At 69.8% G+C, this 19031-nt stretch carries 19 protein-coding genes; 3 read left to right on the forward strand and 16 right to left on the reverse strand.

The features are described 5' to 3' along the window. Positions 1-3: 3 nt before the first annotated feature. From EF387_RS29520 to EF387_RS29570, 11 genes are all read right to left on the reverse strand, one after another. Positions 4-615: a pilus assembly protein TadG-related protein gene (locus EF387_RS29520; RefSeq protein ID WP_338058137.1), complete on the reverse strand. Its 612-nt coding sequence runs from the start codon at positions 613-615 to the stop codon at positions 4-6. Next, on the reverse strand, positions 612-824 hold the full coding sequence (locus tag EF387_RS29525) for a hypothetical protein (RefSeq protein ID WP_128379672.1): 213 nt from the start codon (positions 822-824) through the stop codon (positions 612-614). Before EF387_RS29525 ends, EF387_RS29520 begins: the two co-directional genes overlap by 4 nt. Positions 825-944: 120 nt before the next feature. Next, the gene (locus EF387_RS29530; protein WP_128379673.1) at positions 945-1733 is read right to left on the reverse strand and encodes a response regulator; all 789 of its coding nucleotides are present in this window, start codon (positions 1731-1733) and stop codon (positions 945-947) included. Next, positions 1723-3387 (reverse strand): sensor histidine kinase, encoded by a 1665-nt coding sequence (locus tag EF387_RS29535; RefSeq protein ID WP_128379674.1) that lies wholly within the window; start codon positions 3385-3387, stop codon positions 1723-1725. Before EF387_RS29535 ends, EF387_RS29530 begins: the two co-directional genes overlap by 11 nt. Beyond that, on the reverse strand, positions 3384-4292 hold the full coding sequence (locus tag EF387_RS29540) for a DUF5936 domain-containing protein (RefSeq protein WP_128379675.1): 909 nt from the start codon (positions 4290-4292) through the stop codon (positions 3384-3386). Before EF387_RS29540 ends, EF387_RS29535 begins: the two co-directional genes overlap by 4 nt. Before the next feature lie 16 nt (positions 4293-4308). Then, positions 4309-5247 (reverse strand): type II secretion system F family protein, encoded by a 939-nt coding sequence (locus tag EF387_RS29545; RefSeq protein WP_128379676.1) that lies wholly within the window; start codon positions 5245-5247, stop codon positions 4309-4311. Between the two features lie 22 nt (positions 5248-5269). Then, the gene (locus EF387_RS29550) at positions 5270-6610 is read right to left on the reverse strand and encodes a TadA family conjugal transfer-associated ATPase (RefSeq protein WP_128379677.1); all 1341 of its coding nucleotides are present in this window, start codon (positions 6608-6610) and stop codon (positions 5270-5272) included. Between the two features lie 38 nt (positions 6611-6648). Beyond that, positions 6649-7050, reverse strand: coding sequence for a TadE family protein (locus tag EF387_RS29555; protein WP_238431768.1), 402 nt, complete (start codon positions 7048-7050; stop codon positions 6649-6651). Continuing rightward, complete coding sequence (locus EF387_RS29560) at positions 7047-8657, reverse strand: CpaE/TadZ family protein (RefSeq protein ID WP_128379678.1); 1611 nt, start codon at positions 8655-8657, stop codon at positions 7047-7049. The genes EF387_RS29555 and EF387_RS29560 overlap by 4 nt, the downstream gene beginning before the upstream one ends. 9 nt (positions 8658-8666) lie before the next feature. Beyond that, positions 8667-9383 carry a Flp pilus assembly protein CpaB gene (cpaB, locus tag EF387_RS29565; RefSeq protein ID WP_128379679.1) on the reverse strand — a complete coding sequence of 239 codons (717 nt, stop codon included), beginning with the start codon at positions 9381-9383 and terminating at the stop codon, positions 8667-8669. Between the two features lie 73 nt (positions 9384-9456). Continuing rightward, positions 9457-10344 (reverse strand): hypothetical protein, encoded by an 888-nt coding sequence (locus EF387_RS29570; RefSeq protein WP_202918403.1) that lies wholly within the window; start codon positions 10342-10344, stop codon positions 9457-9459. 451 nt (positions 10345-10795) lie between these two features. Here EF387_RS29570 and EF387_RS29575 point away from each other — a divergent pair, with 451 nt between their 5' ends. Beyond that, complete coding sequence (locus tag EF387_RS29575) at positions 10796-12484, forward strand: chitinase (protein ID WP_128379681.1); 1689 nt, start codon at positions 10796-10798, stop codon at positions 12482-12484. 212 nt (positions 12485-12696) lie between these two features. Here EF387_RS29575 and EF387_RS29580 read toward each other — a convergent pair whose 3' ends face one another. The 5 genes from EF387_RS29580 to EF387_RS48635 form a co-directional block, all read right to left on the reverse strand. Continuing rightward, entirely contained in the window at positions 12697-13272 is a 576-nt protein-coding gene (locus EF387_RS29580) for a YdeI/OmpD-associated family protein (protein ID WP_420802638.1), read from the reverse strand. 181 nt (positions 13273-13453) lie between these two features. After that, positions 13454-13768 (reverse strand): hypothetical protein, encoded by a 315-nt coding sequence (locus EF387_RS29590; protein ID WP_128379684.1) that lies wholly within the window; start codon positions 13766-13768, stop codon positions 13454-13456. 338 nt (positions 13769-14106) lie between these two features. Then, a complete protein-coding gene (locus tag EF387_RS29595) occupies positions 14107-15444 on the reverse strand; it encodes an Nramp family divalent metal transporter (protein WP_128379685.1) in 1338 nt (445 codons plus the stop codon). Positions 15445-15610: 166 nt separating this feature from the next. Further along, positions 15611-16072, reverse strand: a complete 462-nt coding sequence (locus EF387_RS29600; RefSeq protein ID WP_128379686.1) for an ATP-binding protein — start codon at positions 16070-16072, stop codon at positions 15611-15613. A 154-nt stretch (positions 16073-16226) separates the two neighbouring features. Beyond that, positions 16227-16592: a response regulator transcription factor gene (locus EF387_RS48635; protein WP_238431769.1), complete on the reverse strand. Its 366-nt coding sequence runs from the start codon at positions 16590-16592 to the stop codon at positions 16227-16229. 116 nt (positions 16593-16708) lie between these two features. Between EF387_RS48635 and EF387_RS48640 the strand changes: the two genes are divergently transcribed. Further along, positions 16709-16978 carry a hypothetical protein gene (locus EF387_RS48640; RefSeq protein WP_238431770.1) on the forward strand — a complete coding sequence of 90 codons (270 nt, stop codon included), beginning with the start codon at positions 16709-16711 and terminating at the stop codon, positions 16976-16978. A 471-nt stretch (positions 16979-17449) separates the two neighbouring features. Next, on the forward strand, positions 17450-18805 hold the full coding sequence (locus tag EF387_RS29610) for a M14 family metallopeptidase (RefSeq protein ID WP_128379688.1): 1356 nt from the start codon (positions 17450-17452) through the stop codon (positions 18803-18805). Positions 18806-19031: the final 226 nt, after the last annotated feature.

Raw genomic sequence — 19031 nt, forward strand, 5'->3', positions numbered from 1 at the left:
CTTTCACTCAGCCAGATACACAGAGAACAACACGGATGCGTCCGGGAGGTCAGCCGGATTGAAATCTACGGGGTCGATGTCGACGGGTTGGCCGTTGCAGTCCAGCGTCACGAGTTGCGTCGGATCCGCGCCCGGCGGGACGTCACAGCGTGGCTCGATCACGGCGGCGGCATCAGCAGTGGCCGACTGGTCCTCGGTACCCGGGATGATGGTGTCGCCCACTTTGTAGTTGGTCTCGATGGCGACTTCATACCCGGGAAAACCACCCAGGTTCGTCGGCACGGCTCCACCCAGGACGGTGGCATCGTTCTGAGCAGCCAAGTCCTGCGCCGCAGCGGTGGCCCCGTCTCCTACATCCGGATCGCCGTCGAGCCAGTCCAGCCAAGTGTCGTCGGCACCGATGAGGGCTGTTTCCAAGCCATCCATCAGGTCGTCGCGAGCACTCTGGGCCGCCGCCAACGCAGCAGCGTCCGCCGCGGATTGAGCACCATTGCGGGCGGACGCTGCTTGGGCGAACGCGAAGAAGGCGAACGCGACAAAGAGCAGAATCCCCGTCACCCAGATGTAGATGGGGAGAGTCTGCCCTCGGTCACTGCTCAGGGTTCGGCGAATCAGCCTCCGCCGACCACATCCTGCACGGCCTGGCCGATCGCCTCCGAGATCGTGCCGTCCAGCCCCAACCCATCGATCATCACGAAGATCCCCGCGATCAGAATCATCAGCCCCGCATACTCCACGAACCCGGCGCCCCGATCCCGCCCCTGCCCCCGCATCCGGGAGACCACGGTCCGCGCCCAACTGCCCCGCAGAAACCTCTTCTTCACGGCGTTCCCTTCCCTCCCACCGGGTACGGCTGCCTACCTGGGCACCGTACGTGAAGCCCCACCTACAGCGAGTGGGCCCAGGGGCCCAACTTCGCGGAACCCGTCGCGGGAACGAGGAGGTCATCGGGTCCACCCCCCGTGCGCCGTCCCCAACCAGTGGGCAATCGCTTCGCTGCGTGTCGATGTGTGCAGCTTTGCGAAGATGCGATTGATGTGGTTCTTCACGGTCTTCTCGGTGATGAAGCAGGTGGCGGCGATCTGACGGTTGCTCATGCCGGACGCTATGAGATCCATGACCTCCACCTCCCTTGAACTCAGGCCGAAATCCCGGACGGTCGGACGAGCCGCCCCGGAGTGCCCGGTGCGGCTCTCCGACGACTGTGCCACACCTGGTTGCATTTGCGAAGATAAATGGTTCGGTTCGTACGAAACGACGAGCGAATCCGACACATCCGGAAGCGGTGCGTCAGCGGGGCGCGCCCAACGCGTCGCCGAAGGGGTGAACGTGCCCTTCCCGTCCCTCATGTCCCGCACCGCCTCGATCAGTTCGTCGGCCGTGAACTCGCCGTGCACCAGGTAGCCGACCGCGCCGAGCCGTACGGCCGTCGCCACCACCTCCGGTTCGCGGCTGTACGTCAGCATCAGCACCGGAGCGCAACGGACCAGGTCAGGCAGGGCGGTGAGGCCGTCCGTGCCCGGCATGCGGACGTCCAGGAGAACGATGTCCGGGCGGGTGCGGGTCGCGGCCTCGAGGGCCGCCGCGCCGTCCGCCGCGTCCGCGACCACCCGGATGTCCGGGTGCGCGCCGAGCAGGGCGGTCAGACCCGCCCGTACGACGGGGTTGTCGTCGGCCACGAGCACGCGCAAGGGAGCCGGGCGGGCGGTTTCGTGGGGTGTCTCATCCGGCATGAGCGGCCTCCTCTCGGGGCGGGAGCTGGGCGAACGAGCTGGTGGTCGGACTGGTCAGGGGCAGTTCGAGACGGACCTCGGTGCCCGGGTCCCGGCTTCCGGTTCCCACCGCGACTCGGGCGCCCAGGGCCTCGGCCCGCTCGGTGATGCCCACCAGACCGAAGTGGCCGGATCCGACCAGGTCGTCGAGCGTGGTGCCGGGTGGCAGGCCCGTGCCGTCATCACGGACGGTCAGCCGGAGGGTGCCCGCCGCGACGTCCAGTCCTAGCCACGCCGCCTCCGCGTTCGCATGGCGGTGGACGTTCTCCAGCGCCTCCCCGGCGATCGCGAGGACGTGGTGTGCGGCCTCGTACGGCAGGAGCACCACCGCCGGGCCGGTGCGGTGCAGCACGGTGGGGATGCCCGTGCGGGACGCGAAGTCGTCGACCAGCGTGGCCAGTTCCGACCTCAGGTCGCTCAGCGCCGTCGGGGTGGGCGCCTTCGGTGTCGTACGGCGGCGCAGGTCCGCCAGCAGGTCCCGGGACTCGGCCGCCGCGCGCCGCGCCGATGCCGCGACCAGTGCTGCCCGGTGTTTCAGCGTGCGCGTGTCGGCGTCGTCCGTGGAGACCGCGAGCGCCTCGGCCGCCAGCGCCATGCCGTGCAGGGTCTTGGTCACCGAGTCGTGCATCTCGCGGGCCAGGCGGGCGCGTTCGGACTCGATCGCCTCGGCCACCGCCAGGCGGGAGTTGGCCTCCGCCAGGGCCTGGCTGGCCGTGCCGAAGCGGAACATCAGATTGCGCAGGGTGACGCCGATGATGCCGGCGGCGATGCAGAAGCCCGCGATGAGGAGTGTGCTGGTGCCGGTTCCGGGGCGGTGCTCCCAGGCGCGGAACGCCATGGCCAGGACCACGAGTTGGAGGCCGGTGAAAACACCTGAGCCGCGCCAGCCGTAGAGCAGGCCGGACAGCAGCGGCGTGCAGACGGTGGAGTACGCGAGGGGTGAGGCCGGGGACGCCGTGATCAGCAGGACCGCCCCGAACATGAGGTCCACGGCCATCAGGGTCGGGTGCGCCAGGAGCTGGGGGCCCAGGCGGTCCCAGTCCCTGAGCATGGCGTGCGAGGCCGTGATCGCGAGGACCGCGACCGCGAGGACCGTGTAGCGGGGCGCGCCGTCCGTGGCGTTGGCCATGGCGAAGGGGGTGCCGATGGTGAGGGTGGCCATGCGCACGCCGAAGGTCTGGCGGCACAGGGCCTGCAGCGCGCTGAGTTGGAGGCGCGCGTTGCCGGGTGCGGGAGCGTCCTCCGCGAGGTAACCGGCGTCGGTGGGGCGCGGGTCCGTGGGGCGCGAGTCTGTCGGGCGCGGGTCCGTGGGACGCGGGTCCGTGGGACGCGGGTCCGTGGGACGCGGGTCCGTGGGACGCGGGTCCGTGGGACGCGGATCGGTTGTACGCGGATCCGTGGGGCGCGCGTCGGTGGCCGGGGCGAGCCCCGCGGCGGCCTGGTCGGGCCCGGCGGCGGCAGCCTCGACCCCTGCGGTGGCCGCGTGCTCGTGCGCATCCGTCTGCGCACCCCGGGCGCGGCGCCCGCCGTCCGGGCGGCGCCGCCCCAGCCGCACGGCTGTCCCCAGCCGTGTACGCCACGACCCCGCCCTCGTCACCGGCGTCCCCCGCCTCATCGGCCCAGAATCGAGCCGAAGTCGGTGCCCGCGCCGAGGAACATGCCCGTCGCGATCAGGATCATGGTCGCCGGGAGCATGAAGACCAGGGTCACCATGGTGGCCTTCGGGATCGTCTTCGCGGCGCGGCGGCGGGAGTTCTGGGCGTCCGTCCGGCGCATGTCCGTGGCGAGCTGGATCAGCGTCTCCGCGATCGGGGAGCCGAGTTCCTCGCCCTGCTGGAGCGCCGAGACGAACTGGGCCACCTGTTCGGAGGAGTTGCGCTTGCGCAGTTCGTCGAAGGCCTGGCGGCGGCTGACGCCCATGTCCATCTGGCGGAGGGTGATGCGCAGTTCGTCCGCCCAGGGGCCTTCGTACTTCTCCGCGACCCGGTCCAGGGCCTGCCGGAAGCCGAGCCCCGCCGAGACGACGACTGCGAGGACGTCGAGGAAGTCGGGGAGGGTGCGGTCGATGACGTCCTTGCGTTCACGGATCGCCTGCCAGATCTGTGCGTCGGCGGCGAGCAGGCCGAACGCGAGGGCGAGCAGGGCGAAGAGCAGGCTGTCGTTGGTGAGGAAGATCAGGCAGGTCAGCACGCCGAAGATGCCGTAGACCGCGCGGCGTGCCGCGTAGCGGTTCAGAGTGAGGCCGCCGGGGTTGCCCGCCATGTCGATGCGGCGGCGTTTGGCCTCCACCCGGCGCGGGCCCATCAGCCGGAGCACGGCGGGTGCGAAGCGCATGCCCAGGCGGTCGATCGCGGAGTCGGCCTTGGAGACGCGGGTCGAGCCGACTTCCAGGGCGAGGGCCAGGTCGCCGGGGAGTTTCGCCTCGGTCCGGTACATCCGGATGCCGAGGAGGATCCCGGCGACGGCCAGGCCCGTGCCTGCCGCGAGGAGCAGGCCCAGGGCAGGGGACGTAGAGGTCATCGTTGCTCCCTCACCCTCACACTTCGATCTTGCCGAGGCGGCGGATGACGAAGAACCCGACGGTGTAGAGGCCGAGCGAGATCAGGACGAGGGTCTGGCCGAGGCCGGAGCCGGTGACGCGTTCCAGGGCGCCCTCGTTCGACGAGTTGATCAGCAGCAGAGAGCCCAGGCCGAGCAGCGGCACCGTGAAGGCGGTGGCGTTGACCTCGGAGAGCATCGTGCGGACCTCGCGGCGGGTCTCCTTGCGGTCCTCCAGGGTGGTGGTGAGGTTGCGCAGGGAGCTGACGACCGAGCCTCCCGCCTTGTTGGAGAGAATCAGCGTGGTGACCAGGACCACCAGTTCTCGAGAGGGGAGCCGGTCGGCCAGTTCTCCGAGGGCGTCGTCGATCGAGTGACCCAGCGCCAACTGGTCCGCCACACGTGCCAGTTCCTCCCCGGCCGGGGCCTCCAGCTCCTCCGCCGCCATCGCGAGGGCGGTACGCAGCGCCAGACCGGCCGCCGTCGCGTTGGCCAGCAGCCGTGCCACGTCCGGGAGTTGGTTGATGAAGGCCTCGATGCGCCGCTGCCGCTGCCAGTTGAGGAAGATTCCGGCCCCCCAGATGCCGATCAGCGCGGCGATCGGGCCGAAGAAGGGGGCCAGCGCGGCCGACGCGATCAGCCACAGCGCTACGACTACGGCCAGGACATACGTGAAGAACTCGCCCGCCGTGAGATCGAGTCCGGTGGCCGACAGGCGCAGCTGGATGCCGCGGCCGAGGCGGGTGCGGCGCAGCCGGCGGTCCACTGCGGCGAACCGGCGTACCCGGCCGGCGGCGGCACGCAGCGGGCTGCCCTCCAGCCGGTCCTCCAGCGCCCGGCGCTGGGCCCGGCCGGAGGCGTACGCGTGGGCGCCCGCGACGGCGAGCGTGCCGCACAGGACCGTGGCGCCCAGGGCCAGCAGGGCGGGGTTGTTCATGGCTCGCACCTCGTCGAAGTCATCATCCGATGGCCTGCCTGGTGTTCAGTACGTCGAGGACCTCCGCGACCCCGAAGGCCGGCGGCAGCGGTTCGTTGGCGACGTACAGCTTCTCCGCGATCGGGCGCGGCAGCGGCAGGTGCTCGAAGCGGCCGTGTACGACGCGGTCGGCGCCGAGGGGCTGCGGGACGAACCGGGAGACGGTCGCGATGCGGAACTGCTCCCGGCCGTGCGAGACGACGAGCGCGATCTCCGTGATCTTGCGGGAGCCGTCGGCGTACCGGGTGAGCTGGACGAGCACGTCCACCGCCGAGTTGATCTGGTCCTTGAGCGCCTCGAAGGGGATCGCGACCTCGGACATCGAGCCCAGGGTCTGCAGCCGCATCATGGCGTCCTCGGCCGAGTTGGCGTGCACCGTGGCGAGGGAGCCGTCGTGACCGGTGGACATCGCCTGGAGCATGTCGAGGGTCTCGCCGCCGCGGACCTCACCGACGATGATGCGGTCGGGCCGCATACGCAGGGAGTTGCGGACCAGGTCGCGGATGCTGATCTGGCCCTTGCCCTCGATGTTCGGCGGGCGGGACTCCAGGCGGATCACATGCTCCTGCTGGAGCTGGAGTTCGGCGGAGTCCTCGATGGTGATGATGCGCTCGTGGGAGGGGATCAGCCCCGAGAGCGCGTTGAGCAGCGTTGTCTTGCCGCTGCCCGTACCGCCGCTGACGATCACGTTGAAACGGGCGCGCACGAAGGCCGCGAGCAGCATCAGCATCTGCTCGTCCAGCGATCCGAGGCCGATCAGTTCCGGCAGTGTGTAGGCGCGTGGGAAGCGGCGGATGGTGAGGGTGGGGCCGGTCAGCGCGAGCGGCGGGATGATGACGTTGACACGCTCGCCGGTGGGCAGACGGGCGTCGACCATCGGGTTCGACTCGTCCACGCGGCGGTTGACCGTCGACACGATGCGTTCGATGGTCTGCATCAGCTGTTCGGTGGAGGCGAAGCGCAGGGGGAGCTGTTCGACGCGGCCGGATCGCTCCACGAAGATCGAGTCAGGGCCGTTGACCATGATCTCGGTGATCGAGGCGTCCGCGAGGAGCGGCTCCAGAACGCCGAGGCCGAGGGCCTCGTCCACGACCCTGCGGATCAGCTGGGACCGCTCGGAGGAGGACAGGACCGGGCCCTCGCGGCTGATGATGTGCCCGAGTACGCGTTCCAGCCGCAGCCGGCGTTCGGCCGCGGCCAGGCTGGACATCTCGGCGAGGTCGATCTCCTCGAGGAGCTTGGCGCGGTACACCGCCACGAGGTGGCTGTCCTCCCGGCCCTGGCCCGTGTCCTCGGGGATCGTGATGCGGGAGCGGAGGCTCATGTCTTCAACTCCTCTCGGTGAGTCATGGGTGGCTCGTTTCAGTCTTCGGTGTCGTTGGGCATGGTGGCGCTGCGTTGTACGGTCCAGCCGCCGCCGAAGAGCGGGATGATGGAGGGCACGTCGACGAAGGCCGTGGCCTTGGTCGAGTCGGCGCCGCCGGGGCCGACGGTTATGTTCAGGTCCAGGTCACCGTCCATCGCGGCCGCTCCGGCGGCGCCCCCGGTGCCGGGCTCCCGCGATTCGGCCCGGGCGGCGGCCCGCGCCGCGGAGCCGGCCTGGTTGATGCCGTAGCCGACCAGGCCGAGCTGGAGGGCCGCCATCCCGACGAGGAGCAGGATCGGCAGAAACCCGGCGAACTCGAGCATGGAGACGCCCCGGTCGCCCCAGCGGCGGCGCGGTGGGAGCAGGTCCCTGAACGACCAGCGTTTGAGCCCTCTCATTCGTCAACGCCCTCCCTGGCCGCCCCCGCCTCCGCCTCCACCGTCCAGTTGGCGTCGAATCCCGGGAAGAACAAGGGGACCTTGGCCGTGACGGTGGCCTGCATGACCGGGCCGGCCGGGGCGCAGTTGATCGTGGCGTCCTGCCACGCGCCCGGAAGGTTGGCCATGCCCTGGGTCTGGCATGCGCCCGCGTCGCCCCCAATAGCCTCCGCCGCCGCTGCCGCCCGCGCCGCCTCGTCCGCCGCGTTCCCGGCGAGCGAGAAGGTGTAGCCGTACAGGGCGGCCTGCCACAGGATCGTGATCACGACCAGCAGCAGCGGGAACATCCCCGCGAACTCCAGGGTCACGGCGCCCCGGTCCTTGCGGCGCAGGGACAGCGCCCCGCGGTCCGCGGACGGTTTGCGGCGGCGGCCCCCGCCGCCGCCCTCCTGTGGCGCGACCAGGCCGAGTTCCCCGGCCAGCGTCCACAGCGCCTGCTTCACGCTGGACTTGGCCTCCAGGTCCTGCAGCCGGCCGGCGTCCACCACGGACTGGAGTTCCTTGAAGGCGGCGGGGACCGAGGTGCGGGCGACGCGGGTTCCGCTGACACGTTCGACCAGCGACGGCTGGATCTCCGAAGCGCGCGAGTAGCGGTTGACGACCGTCAGGGTTTCCTCCGCCTTGCGGATCTGCAGGCGGTCCCACATCCGGACCATGCGCTTGGCGGCGCGCACCGCCACCACGTCGGGGGTGACCAACAGCAGTGCCTGGTCGGCGAGTTCGACGGCGGCCGCGTTGGCGGCGTTCATCTGGGAGCCGCAGTCGACGACCACGACCTCGTAGCGGGTGCGCAGTGCGCCGATGACCTGGCGGGCGACCCGGTCGGTGACCTCCTCGCCGCGTTCGCCCTCGGCGGGGGCGAGGAGCAGGCCGAGTCCGCTGTCGTGGGAGTAGACGGCGTCCTGGAGGACGCGTGGGTTGATGTCGCTGATCGCGGCGAGGTCCGCGACCGAGCGCCGGAACTGGACGTCGAGGTAGGAGGCCACGTCGCCGCACTGCAGGTCGAGGTCGAGCAGTGCCACCGTGCGGCCGGAGGCCTTGGCCGCGAGGGCGAGGTGGACGGCGGTCACGGTGGCGCCGACCCCGCCCTTGGCGCCGGTGACCGTGACGACGGTGCCGCCCGGGCCCGTGTACAGCTCGGGGGCGTTGCTGTTGCCGAGGTGGCGGCGCATGCCGAGCGACCAGGCGGCGGCGGCCTGGACGCGTTCGGCCAGGGCGTCGTAGCCGAGGGGCAGGCCGACGATGCCGCGGGCGCCGGAGTCCATGGCGGCGGTGAGGACGCCGGCGGACGTGTCGGCGGTGACGAGCACCACGCCTACGGCCGGGAACCGCATCACCAGATCCCGGATGAGGTCCAGGGCCGGTACCGGTCCGATGCGTTCGTGGACCAGCACGACCTCCGGCAGTTCGTCGACCGACTCGGCGGCGAGCCGGGCCAGCAGGTCCAGCAGCGCGGTGGAGTCCGCGACGGGCGCGGCCGGTTCGGCGTCGGGGAGCTGGCTGAGCAGGGTGCTGAGCGCGCGGGCGGAGTCGATGTCACCGACGGCGGGCAGGATTCGGACGGTCATCCACGCCTCCTACTTGTCCTCGTCGAGCGTGTATGAACGGTCGGCGGGCGGAACCGCGGTGTCCGAGCCGTCCGCCACCAGGGCGAGCCGTACGTGTTCGGCGAACGACTCGGCGAACGCGACGCGCTGGGCGTCCGCCGTGTCGAGCGCGAAGGTGATCGGGACCGCTTCCCTCGCGGTGCGGCGGCGGTCGTTGCCGGACTGGGCGGGCTCCAGTGCGGTGAGCTTGCCGACGTCGAGGACCCGGGCGCCCGGGACGATCAGCTTGGACTGGTCCTTGCCCTTGTCGTTGTTCTCGGCCTCGAAGGTGGCGTAGATGTTCACCCGGGAGCCGGGGTTGATCTTCCCGGCGACGCCGGTGGACGCGTCGATCATGATCGCGATCTCCTGCTGTCCGGCCTCCAGGGCGGGCCGGTCCACGATCATGTCGGACTGCAGCAGCGAGCCCTTCTTCAGCTGGGTCACCGCGATCTTGCCCCGGATGTCCCGGAGGTTGGTCACCGCGGTGCCCGGCAGCCATCGCTCGGGCATCGAGGTCCGCTCGAACTGCGAGGCGGTCAGCTCCCGGTAGGGCGCGATGTCGCTCTTCAGGCGGTACGCAGTCACCTCGGGACCGACCTTCGAGTTCACGTCGCGGATCACCGTAAGCACTCCGGCGAAGGCGCCGACGGCACACAGGGCCGAGAGGACCAGCAGGATGACGCCGCGGCGCTGGCGTGAGTTCATACGCGGACAACCTCGATCGGGGCGGGGGGTCGGGACGGCGGGGGCGTACGGGGGCTCTGGTTCTGCGGATGTCTCACCGCATGCCCCGTGGAAGGGCACGGGGAGTGGACGGCGCGCGTACGGCGGGTGAACCCGGTGTCGGTGAGGGCGGTTCCGAGGGCAGCGGCGCCGCGCAGAACCCGCAGCGGTCACCGATGAGTTCGAGGCCGCACCAGTGGCACTCCTCCCGGCGCACGGAGGACACGAGCTGGTAGAGGACGGAGACGTCGTACAGGCCGGCGGCGAACTCGATGATCTTGCCGGTGCCCCACCAGCCGCTGGACGCCTCCGGCAGCGGTACGTGGGAGACGCCCTGGACCTGCCAGTCGGGGGCGAGGGTGCCGGTGACCCAGTCGGAGGCGAGTTGTCCGGTGGCGACGAGGAGCCGGGTGCCGAACTCGGGCCCGGCGAGCTGGTCCTGGCCGACCCTGACGAGTTGCGGGCGCGGATTGGCGAGCACCGCGAACTGTGCGCCGGGTACCCACGACTTGGCGTGGGACTTGAGGGAGACGGGGATCCGGTCGAGCTTGGCGACGGAGTTGAGGAGCGCTCCGGCGTAGATGTAGTGGGCGAGCAGCCGTGCGGAGGAGGCGAGCACGCCGGGGCTGAAGTCACAGACGGAGAGCTGGCGTAACTGCTGGGCCAGCAGGGCTAACCCGAGCGGCGGGAGGTCCACGCCGAGCAGCGCGATGCGGTCGCTCTCCAGTACCGAGCGGACGGTGTGCAGCCGCCGGGTGGCGGGTCCGGCCGCGGCGGACGCGGAGTAGAGGGCGATGACGTAACCGTGCTGTTCGACCAGCGCGTGCATGCCGGTGAGCGAGCCCTCGAGGGTCTCCTGCGGCTGGACGGCGGCGGGCGGGGTCTGGCGGTCGTGCGGTGGGAGCACCAGATCGGGACTGGTGACGGCTATCGCGGTCGGCACACTCACACCCCGTTCACTGCGACCTGCTCTGCGACCCTCGTGGGGACGGAGTGGTCAGCCGTCGCCTCGAAATCGCTCCTTTTGGCCATAGGGACGATCGCCGTCGCTCGTCGCATGACGAGCTTCGCCATGCGACGGTCACAGATCGCCACTATGGCGTCCTCCTGCATCTGCACCATATCCACGGCATGGCCCCCTCAACACCGAATCTTCTAGATCAACTCACGGAAGGTGGGACGCGGTCGACACAGAGTGAGCCGTGCGGGCCCCAACTCGCGCTTTGCGCAAAGACCTTGGGGCGCTGCAAAGATCCGGTGAGGATCTTGATGGGGCCTTGACAAGCACATTGGTCTGGACCAACTTGTACGGGCAACGGTGGCCACCGTCCTCTTCTCCACGCCTCACTCCCCCAACTCGCCACTCCCCACCGGAGGCCCCAGTGGCACCACCCATGCCTGCCCTCAGACGCGCGGCCGGAGTTCTGGCCGCCGTCCTCACCGCATCCGCCCTCTCCCTCGCCACGGCCGGCCAGGCAGCGGCCGCGGACGTCAACAACGCGAAGAACGCCGGGTACGAGTCCGGCCTCACGAACTGGACGTGCTCGGCGGGCAGCGGGACCACCGTGTCCTCGCCGGTGCACGGCGGTTCGGCCGCGCTCCGGGCCACCCCCGCCGGGCAGGACAACGCCAGGTGCACACAGGCCGTCGCGGTGAGGCCCAACTCGACGTACACGCTGAGCGCCTGGGTACGGGGCGGGTACGCCTACCTCGGCGTGACCGGTACGGGCACCACGGACGTGTCGACCTGGACCCCCGACTCCTCCTCGTGGAAACAGCTGACGACCACCTTCACCACGGGAGCCTCGACCAGTTCCGTGACGGTCTACACGCACGGCTGGTACGGACAGGCCCCCTACTACGCGGACGACGTCTCGGTCTTCGGCCCGGACGGCGGCGGGGGCGGCGACCCGGAGCCCACGATCCCCGCGGCACCGGCGGGCCTGGCGGTCTCCACCACGACCTCGTCCTCGGTGTCCCTGTCCTGGAACACGGTCCCGGGCGCGACGGGCTACAACGTCTACCGGGCGGGGACGAAGGTGCAGTCGGCGACCGGCACGTCGGCGACGGTCACCGGGCTGTCCCCCTCGACCTCGTACTCCTTCCAGATCACCGCGACGAACACGGCCGGCGAGTCGGCGAAGTCGACGGCGGTGACGGCCACTACGGCCCAGTCCGGCGACGGGGGCGGCACCGCGCTGCCCAAGCACGTGGTGACCGGCTACTGGCAGAACTTCAACAACGGCGCCACGGTCCAGCGCATCTCCGACGTCCAGTCCCAGTACGACATCATCGCGGTGGCCTTCGCGGAGGCCACGGCCACGCCCGGCGCGGTGACGTTCAACCTGGATTCGTCGGGTCTGGGCGGATACACCGTCGACCAGTTCAAGGCGGACATCAGGGCCAAACAGGCCGCCGGGAAGAAGGTGATCATCTCGGTGGGCGGTGAGACCGGCCGGGTCTCGGTGGGCGACGCGGCCTCCGCGACCAACTTCGCCAACTCGGTGTATTCGCTGATGCAGACGTACGGCTTCGACGGCGTGGACATCGACCTGGAGAACGGACTCAACGCCACCTACATGACGCAGGCGCTCCGCTCGCTCTCCGCCAAGGCGGGCCCCTCGCTGATCCTGACGATGGCGCCGCAGACGATCGACATGCAGTCGACGTCGAACGGCTACTTCCAGACGGCGCTGAACGTGAAGGACATCCTCACGGTCGTCAACATGCAGTACTACAACAGCGGTTCGATGCTGGGCTGCGACGGCAAGGTCTACAGCCAGGGCTCGGTGGACTTCCTCACCGCGCTGGCCTGCATCCAGCTCGAGGGCGGCCTGGCCCCGTCCCAGGTGGGCCTCGGCCTCCCGGCCTCACCCCGGGGCGCGGGCAGCGGCTATGTCTCACCGACGATCGTCAACAACGCCCTGGACTGCCTGACGAAGGGCACCAACTGCGGCTCCTTCAAGCCCTCGCGGACGTATCCCGCACTGCGGGGCGCGATGACCTGGTCGACGAACTGGGACGCGTTGGCGGGGAACGCGTGGTCCAACTCGGTGGGGGCGCACGTGCACGGGCTGCCCTAGTGCCCTGCGCCAGAAATCCGTCGGTAGATCTGTCTCGTCTCGACGGTCGGATCCCCGGCCGCCGATCAGGCGCGTTGACCGTCGGCGGCTCAGCCGGAACTGCCTAGGAACTTCCGGCGCAGGACACTAGGTCCTGTCCGGGGCTGCGATCCGGGCTGGTGTGCTGGGCGTGTCTCACGCCCAGCACACAGCCTCAACACCCCTGTCCACGACTACGGGTACAGCTTCTCGCCCTTCGCCAGCATCGCCACGTACTTCTCGATTCGGCGCGCTCGGGTATCGGCCTTCTTGGCGTGGTGGATCCGATACAGAATGGCGTAGCGGTTCTGCCGGTCCAGGGTCTCGAAGAACGCCGCCGCGGCCGGGTCGGCGGTCAGGGCAGCCGCGAGGTCGTCCGGCACCGCGGCGGTCCTCGCGCCGTCGTAGGCCGCCTCCCAGCGGCCGTCCGCCTTGGCGCGGTCGACCTCGGCCTGCCCGGGCGGACGCATCCGGCCCTGCTCGATCAGGGCGGCCGCCTTGTCCCGGTTGGCCTTGGACCACTTGCTGCGCGGCCTGCGCGGAGTGAAACGCTGAAGCCACCACTGGTCGTCGAGCTTGGCCTTCTGGCCGTCGATCCAGCCGTAGCAGAGTGCCACGTCGAGCGCCTGGGCGTAGTCCAGCGCGACGACACCGGGGCCTTTCTTGCGAAGCCTGAGCCAAATGCCGGGCGAGACGGCGTGGTTCTCGCCGAGCCATGCCTCGAATGCCTCGGCGGATTCGAATGCGACGATCTCCAAGTCCTGTGCCACCCCAGCAGCGAACCACACCCGGCCGCTCGCCACGACGCAAGGCCCCACCGAGGGCGTCAACACCAAGACCAAGCGGATCGCGCGCCAGATGCACCGACGAGCAGGCTTCACCCTGCTTCGCCACCGCATCCTCCTCGGATAGCGGCACGCTTCGTCACCACCGAATGTGAGACAGGGCCGTTCATTTGACAGACCCCCGCCCAACGGCCGCACCCCCAGAGCGGCCTCTGGGGGGTGCGGAGTTGAAGGTGCCGAGCTCGGTGTAGCGGCTGTCGTGCCGGGCCAGTGCCTCGCGGGACTTGATGAGGTCAGCGCCCTGGGCGCCGAGCAGGTCCTGGAACGACTCGCCGCGCGAACTGGCCGCCAGCGCGGCCGCAACGGTCGGATAGATGTTACGGAGCAGGCCGCTGCGTGCGTCGGCGTACTGCTGCACGATCTCCCGGTACGCGGCCGCGCCGCCGGGTACCGCTGCGGTGGCCACCGGTTCGGAGGTCACCACCGGGCTCGTGCCGTAGAAGCGGATCGGCCCCGCGGTGAGTTCGGTCGTCAGCGAACCGTCTTCGTTGACCCAGGTGGTCGAGGTCTCGGTGCGCTCGGAAAGCGCCTCGACGCGATGGCCGGAACGCTGTGCGGCAGCGCGGGCCGACGGTACGTCAGGCGTGTGGGTGACCGCTCCTGCTCCTGCCGAAGAGCTTGGGGGAGTGCCGGCCGGAAGCCCTCGTACTGGATGTACTCGGGCTTTCGCCCGGTGCGGCGAGTGGGGGTCCCCCTGTTCGGAGAACTCGGGGGAGCGTGCCAGGCGTCGGCCGGCAGGCGCCACTTCCGACACGGGCCCTAGAAGAACTCCGACCACGGCTGGTCCCAGATCTGCTTCACGCACAGGATCAGGAACAGCAGGCCCGCGATGGCCAGCATGGCGTTGCTCACCGGGCCGTTTCGCCATTCGCGCGGGGTTCGGGAGGAGTTGAGGAGCCAGATCAGGGTCGCGGCGAGGAACGGGAGGAAGGCCGCGCCGAGGACGCCGTAGAGGATGATCAGGCGGAAGGGCTGGCCCTGGAAGAGCAGGACGATCGGGGGGAAGGTCAGCCAGAGCAGGTAGGCGCGGAAGGGCCAGGAACGCTCGCGTGCGCCCGAGGCGACCTCCTCGCCCGTCGCCCCCGCGGACTTCCGGTAGCGCGCCACGAAGTCCGCGAACATCAGGCTGACGCCGTGCCAGACACCGATCAGGGATGTGTACGACGTGGCGAAGAAGCCGATCAGGAAGAACTTGGCCGTCGCGCCGCCGTACTCCTCCTCCAGGATGTCGCCCAGCTGGATCAGGCCCTTGTCGCCGCTGGCGATGGCCACCTGGGACGAGTGCAGGAGTTCCGCGCCCACGAAGAGCATCGCGATCACGAAGATGCCCGTGGTGGCGTAGGCGACCCGGTTGTCGAGGCGCATCACCTTCATCCAGCCCGTGTTCGTCCAGCCCTTGGCGTTGACCCAGTAGCCGTACGCCGCCAGGGTGATCGTGCCGCCCACGCCGCCGATCAGGCCGAGGGTGTTGAGGATCGAGTCCTTCTCGTCGGGGAGGACCGGCAGGAGGCCCGCGAAGGCGTCCCCGAGGTTCGGGGTGACGCGGATCGCCAGGTACACCGTCACCACGAACATGACGCCCACCAGGACCGTCATGACCTTCTCGAAGACCACGTACTTGTTGAACCAGACGAAGACCAGGCCGGACAGTCCGCAGAGGATCGCCCACCACTTGAGGTCCATGACGTCCGGGAACAGTGCCTGCAGGGGCAGCGCGCTCGACGACATCGCCGCCGCGCCGTAGACGAAGCCCCAGATCACGACGTAGACGACGAAGAAGTACGTCGTCCAGCGGCCGAGGCTCGCCCAGCCGTCGAAGAGGGTGCGGCCGGTGGACAGGTGCCAGCGGCCCGCCGCCTCAGCGAGTGAGATCTTCACCAGGCAGCCGATCACCGCGGCCCATAAAAGGGTGTAGCCGAAGTTGCTGCCCGCGATCAGGGTGGCCACCAGGTCGCCGGCGCCGACACCGGTCGCCGCCACCACGATTCCGGGGCCGATGTACTTCCAACTGGACTTACGGAGGCGGGAGTCCCCTTCGCCCGCCTCCCCGGTCGCCGCCGACGCGTTGCTCGCCTTGTCTCCCGTTGTCTCCGCCATGCGGTTCAAGGAAGCGCAAAGCGGGCGACTGCACAAGGTGGCGTACGCCGATCGCCACGCCACGTCCACAAGCGTCCGAAACCCGCCTACTGCCCGCCTCCCGCGTCGTCGCCTCCCCCGTCGTCGCCGCCCCACGCCGTCCAGACGGTCACGGCGGTCACCGGCCTCAGCCGTCGGAGCCGCACGTGCCGAGTTCGAACCAGACGGTCTTGCCGGGCTCGTCCTGCTCGCAGCCCCAGCGCCGGGCGAGTGCCTCCACCAGGAACATCCCGCGACCGCCCTCCTCGTCGGCGCCCACCTCGCGCAGCAGCCGGGGCGGGCTGCCGACGACGTCGGAGACCTCACAGCGCAGTACGCCGTGCGCGGCGGTGAGCGTGAGGCGCAGACGGCCCCGGGCGTGCAGCAGGGCGTTGGTGACGAGTTCGCTGACGAGGAGTTCCGCGGTCTCGCTGTGGTCCATCAGGCCCCAGTCCTCCATCCGTCCGCGGACCTCCGCTCGGGCCGCGGCGGCCACCGTGGGATGGGGCTCGTAGACGACGCATCGATGGCCGGCGCCCAGCGGCGGCTGGGGGAAGGAGCCGTACGTATGGTCGGGGTCCGAGGACTGGCCACCGGAAAGTCGCAGCATGACTTCAGGCTGTCCGCCCCGACCCGGCCGCACACGGGGAGTACTACCTGTTTGGGTACCTGTGTGCGCGTTGCGCGGGTACGCCCTGTGTGTGCGCCCTATCTGCCTTATGCCCGAACTCCCCTTTGTGTTACCCAAGTTGGGTACCGGGTGCTCAGGCCCGCCCGCTCCCGCTGACCCATGCCGCGATCTGGCTCCGCTTGGTGAACCCGAGCTTGCGCAGGATCCGTTCGACGTGTCCCTCGGCCGTCCGCCGCGCGATCACCAGCCGGTCGGCGATCTGCTGGTTCCCCAGCCCGTCGGCCACCAGCCGCGCCACCTCGGTCTCCCGCGGGGTGAGCGGCGTCGTCCGGGTCCGTGAGGGCGAACCGGACGGTGTCGGCGGTGTCTCCTGGATCGCGTACGAGACGATCTCCGCGAGCCCGAACCGCCCGCCCCGCCGGTACGCCCGGTCGAACTCGCGCCGCCCCACGGCCGCCCGTACCGCGGCCTCGCTGTCCCGGCGGGCGGTGTTGAACACGGTCGATCCGAAGCGGTTGCTGTCGATGTCGGCCCACACCCGGTCGGAGCCGCCGAGCAGTACGGCGGCGCGCTCGTGCTCCCCGCGCGCCGTAGCGGGGGCTGCGCGGAGTGGTCGTGCAGGCCCAGGGCGTCGGCGATGGCGAGCGGGACGAGCGTGGGGTCGCGCAGTCCGGCCAGGTGGACGAAGCGCACTCCGTCGGGGAAGGCCCGTTCGACGCGGGCGGCGATACGACCCGCCAGACGCGTCTTGCCGACGCCGCCCGGTCCGGTCAGGGTGACCAGGCGTGCGTGGCCCAGCAGTTTGTGGCCCTGGGCCAGTTCGTCCCGCCGGTCGATGAAGGTGGTCGTCTCCGCCGGCAGGTGGCAGTCCCTTCGCGGCGCTGATCCGCCCATGATCAGCCAGTCCTCTGGGGTGTCTGGAGTTCTCAACTCCTCTTGCGCGGCCCTTTACTTTCCCCCTTTTGGCCGGGTTCCGCACCTTCGTTTCACCCGCTGGGGTGGTCTTTTACCGTCTCGCGATGGGGAGTTGGTCGTCGCCGTACACTGCGCGGCTCGCTGTCGGACATCCCTATGGAGGGTGCGTCCGGGATGCCGGCGGGTGCCCCAGCCCGCGGGCTGCGCGCGGCACGGCGTAAGGCCGGCCCGATGTCACCGCGATACCACGGCGAAGCACCCCCACACATTGGCCTACTTGACCAGTTCATGCCAGAGCCCCACGATGAGCGCCACACCCGCACCACGTACGTCGCACGGATCCACCCCCCGCTCCACTCCACCGATCCGGGGATCCCAGTGGTCCCCGGAGAGCCCGGAGTCCCGGCGACCCCGGAACTCCCGGAGAAACAAGGAGACTTCATGCGACTTCGCATACGCGGCAGCAGTCCCGGAGCCGGTCGCAGGACCGCCGCCCTCGCGGCCCTGCTGGCACTCGCGCTCGCGGCCCCGATCACCGCGACGACCACGGACGCGACGGCGACCGGTGCCGGGCGCCCGACCGCCTCGGCGGACGACGTCCGCCAGTACGAGGTGCACCTGCGCTCCGACGCCGAGTCCCGCACGGCACTCCAGCGCTCCGGTGTGACCGTGGACGAGTCCGACAGCCACACGGTCGTCGTCTCCGGTCGCGCCGACCAGATCAGAAAACTGCGCGGGCTCGGCTACGAGGTCACGCCGCTGGGCGCGGTACCCGACCGGTCCAACGGCGAGGACGACGTACGGCTGATGGACTTCCCGTCGGCGGACTCGCGGTACCACAACTACGCCGAGATGAACGCGGAGATCGACCAGCGGCTCGCCGCATACCCGGGCATCATGAGCAAGCGGGTGATCGGCAAGTCGTACCAGGGCCGCGACATCGTGGCCATCAAGATCAGCGACAACGTGGACACGGACGAGTCCGAACCCGAGGCCCTCTTCACCCACCACCAGCACGCCCGCGAACACCTGACGGTGGAGATGGCGCTGTATCTGCTGCGGGAGTTCGGCGCCGGGTACGGGTCCGACTCGCGTATCACCAGCATGGTGAACAACCGTGAGATCTGGATCGTCCCGGACCTCAACCCCGACGGCGGCGAGTACGACATCGCGTCCGGGTCCTACCGTTCGTGGCGCAAGAACCGGCAGCCCAACAGCGGTTCGTCGTACGTCGGCACCGACCTCAACCGCAACTGGAACTACCGGTGGGGCTGCTGCGGCGGTTCGTCCGGGTCGACGTCCTCCGACACCTACCGGGGCACGGCCCCCGAGTCCGCGCCCGAGGTGAAGGTCGTCGCCGACTTCGTACGCAGCCGGGTCGTGGGCGGGGTCCAGCAGATCAAGGCGGGCATCGACTTCCACACCTACAGCGAACTGGTGCTGTGGCCCTTCGGGTACACCTACTCGGACACCACCACGGGCATGACGGCGGACGACCGCAACGCGTTCGCGACCGTCGGCGGGAAGATGGCCTCCAGCAACGGATACACGGCGGAGCAGTCCAGTGACCTGTACATCACGGACGGTTCGATCGACGACTACCTCTGGGGCAGCCAGAAGATCTTCGGGTACACCTTCGAGATGTACCCGGGGTCGAGCTCCGGCGGCGGTTTCTACCCGCCCGACGAGGTGATCGAGCGCGAGACGTCCCGTAACCGGGACGCGGTGCTGCAACTGCTGGAGAACGCGGACTGTATGTACCGGTCGATCGGCAAGGAGTCGCAGTACTGCAGGTGAGGGTGCGCTGCGCTGTGCTTTGGCCGGGGCGTCAGGTTGCGCTGCGCTTTGTAGCTGTTGTCGTTCCGATCTTGAGGGCTGCACGTCGAACGGGGTGCTCGATCGGGTGGTTGCCGCCGGCTGCGGGCATGACGGCAGGGCCTCTTGGTAGCTCGGGGTTGCGAAGCCAACCGAGATCCAGGAGACCCTGTTGCCGCAGTTGTACGTGCTCGCACCGGTGGAGTTC

Origin of the sequence: Streptomyces cavernae, from assembly GCF_004023625.1 — a bacterium.
Taxonomy (GTDB): Bacteria; Actinomycetota; Actinomycetes; order Streptomycetales; family Streptomycetaceae; genus Streptomyces; species Streptomyces cavernae.

Excerpts from the sequence above, each read along its gene's own strand:
- EF387_RS29530 (WP_128379673.1), bottom strand. The coding sequence starts at position 1,733 with ATGCCGGATGAGACACCCCACGAAACCGCCCGCCCGGCTCCCTTGCGC.
- EF387_RS29535 (WP_128379674.1), bottom strand. The coding sequence starts at position 3,387 with ATGAGGCGGGGGACGCCGGTGACGAGGGCGGGGTCGTGGCGTACACGG.
- EF387_RS29540 (WP_128379675.1), bottom strand. The coding sequence starts at position 4,292 with ATGACCTCTACGTCCCCTGCCCTGGGCCTGCTCCTCGCGGCAGGCACG.
- EF387_RS29545 (WP_128379676.1), bottom strand. The coding sequence starts at position 5,247 with ATGAACAACCCCGCCCTGCTGGCCCTGGGCGCCACGGTCCTGTGCGGC.
- EF387_RS29550 (WP_128379677.1), bottom strand. The coding sequence starts at position 6,610 with ATGAGCCTCCGCTCCCGCATCACGATCCCCGAGGACACGGGCCAGGGC.
- EF387_RS29555 (WP_238431768.1), bottom strand. The coding sequence starts at position 7,050 with ATGAGAGGGCTCAAACGCTGGTCGTTCAGGGACCTGCTCCCACCGCGC.
- EF387_RS29560 (WP_128379678.1), bottom strand. The coding sequence starts at position 8,657 with ATGACCGTCCGAATCCTGCCCGCCGTCGGTGACATCGACTCCGCCCGC.
- cpaB (WP_128379679.1), bottom strand. The coding sequence starts at position 9,383 with ATGAACTCACGCCAGCGCCGCGGCGTCATCCTGCTGGTCCTCTCGGCC.
- EF387_RS29575 (WP_128379681.1), top strand. The coding sequence starts at position 10,796 with ATGCCTGCCCTCAGACGCGCGGCCGGAGTTCTGGCCGCCGTCCTCACC.
- EF387_RS29595 (WP_128379685.1), bottom strand. The coding sequence starts at position 15,444 with ATGGCGGAGACAACGGGAGACAAGGCGAGCAACGCGTCGGCGGCGACC.
- EF387_RS29600 (WP_128379686.1), bottom strand. The coding sequence starts at position 16,072 with ATGCTGCGACTTTCCGGTGGCCAGTCCTCGGACCCCGACCATACGTAC.
- EF387_RS29610 (WP_128379688.1), top strand. The coding sequence starts at position 17,450 with ATGCGACTTCGCATACGCGGCAGCAGTCCCGGAGCCGGTCGCAGGACC.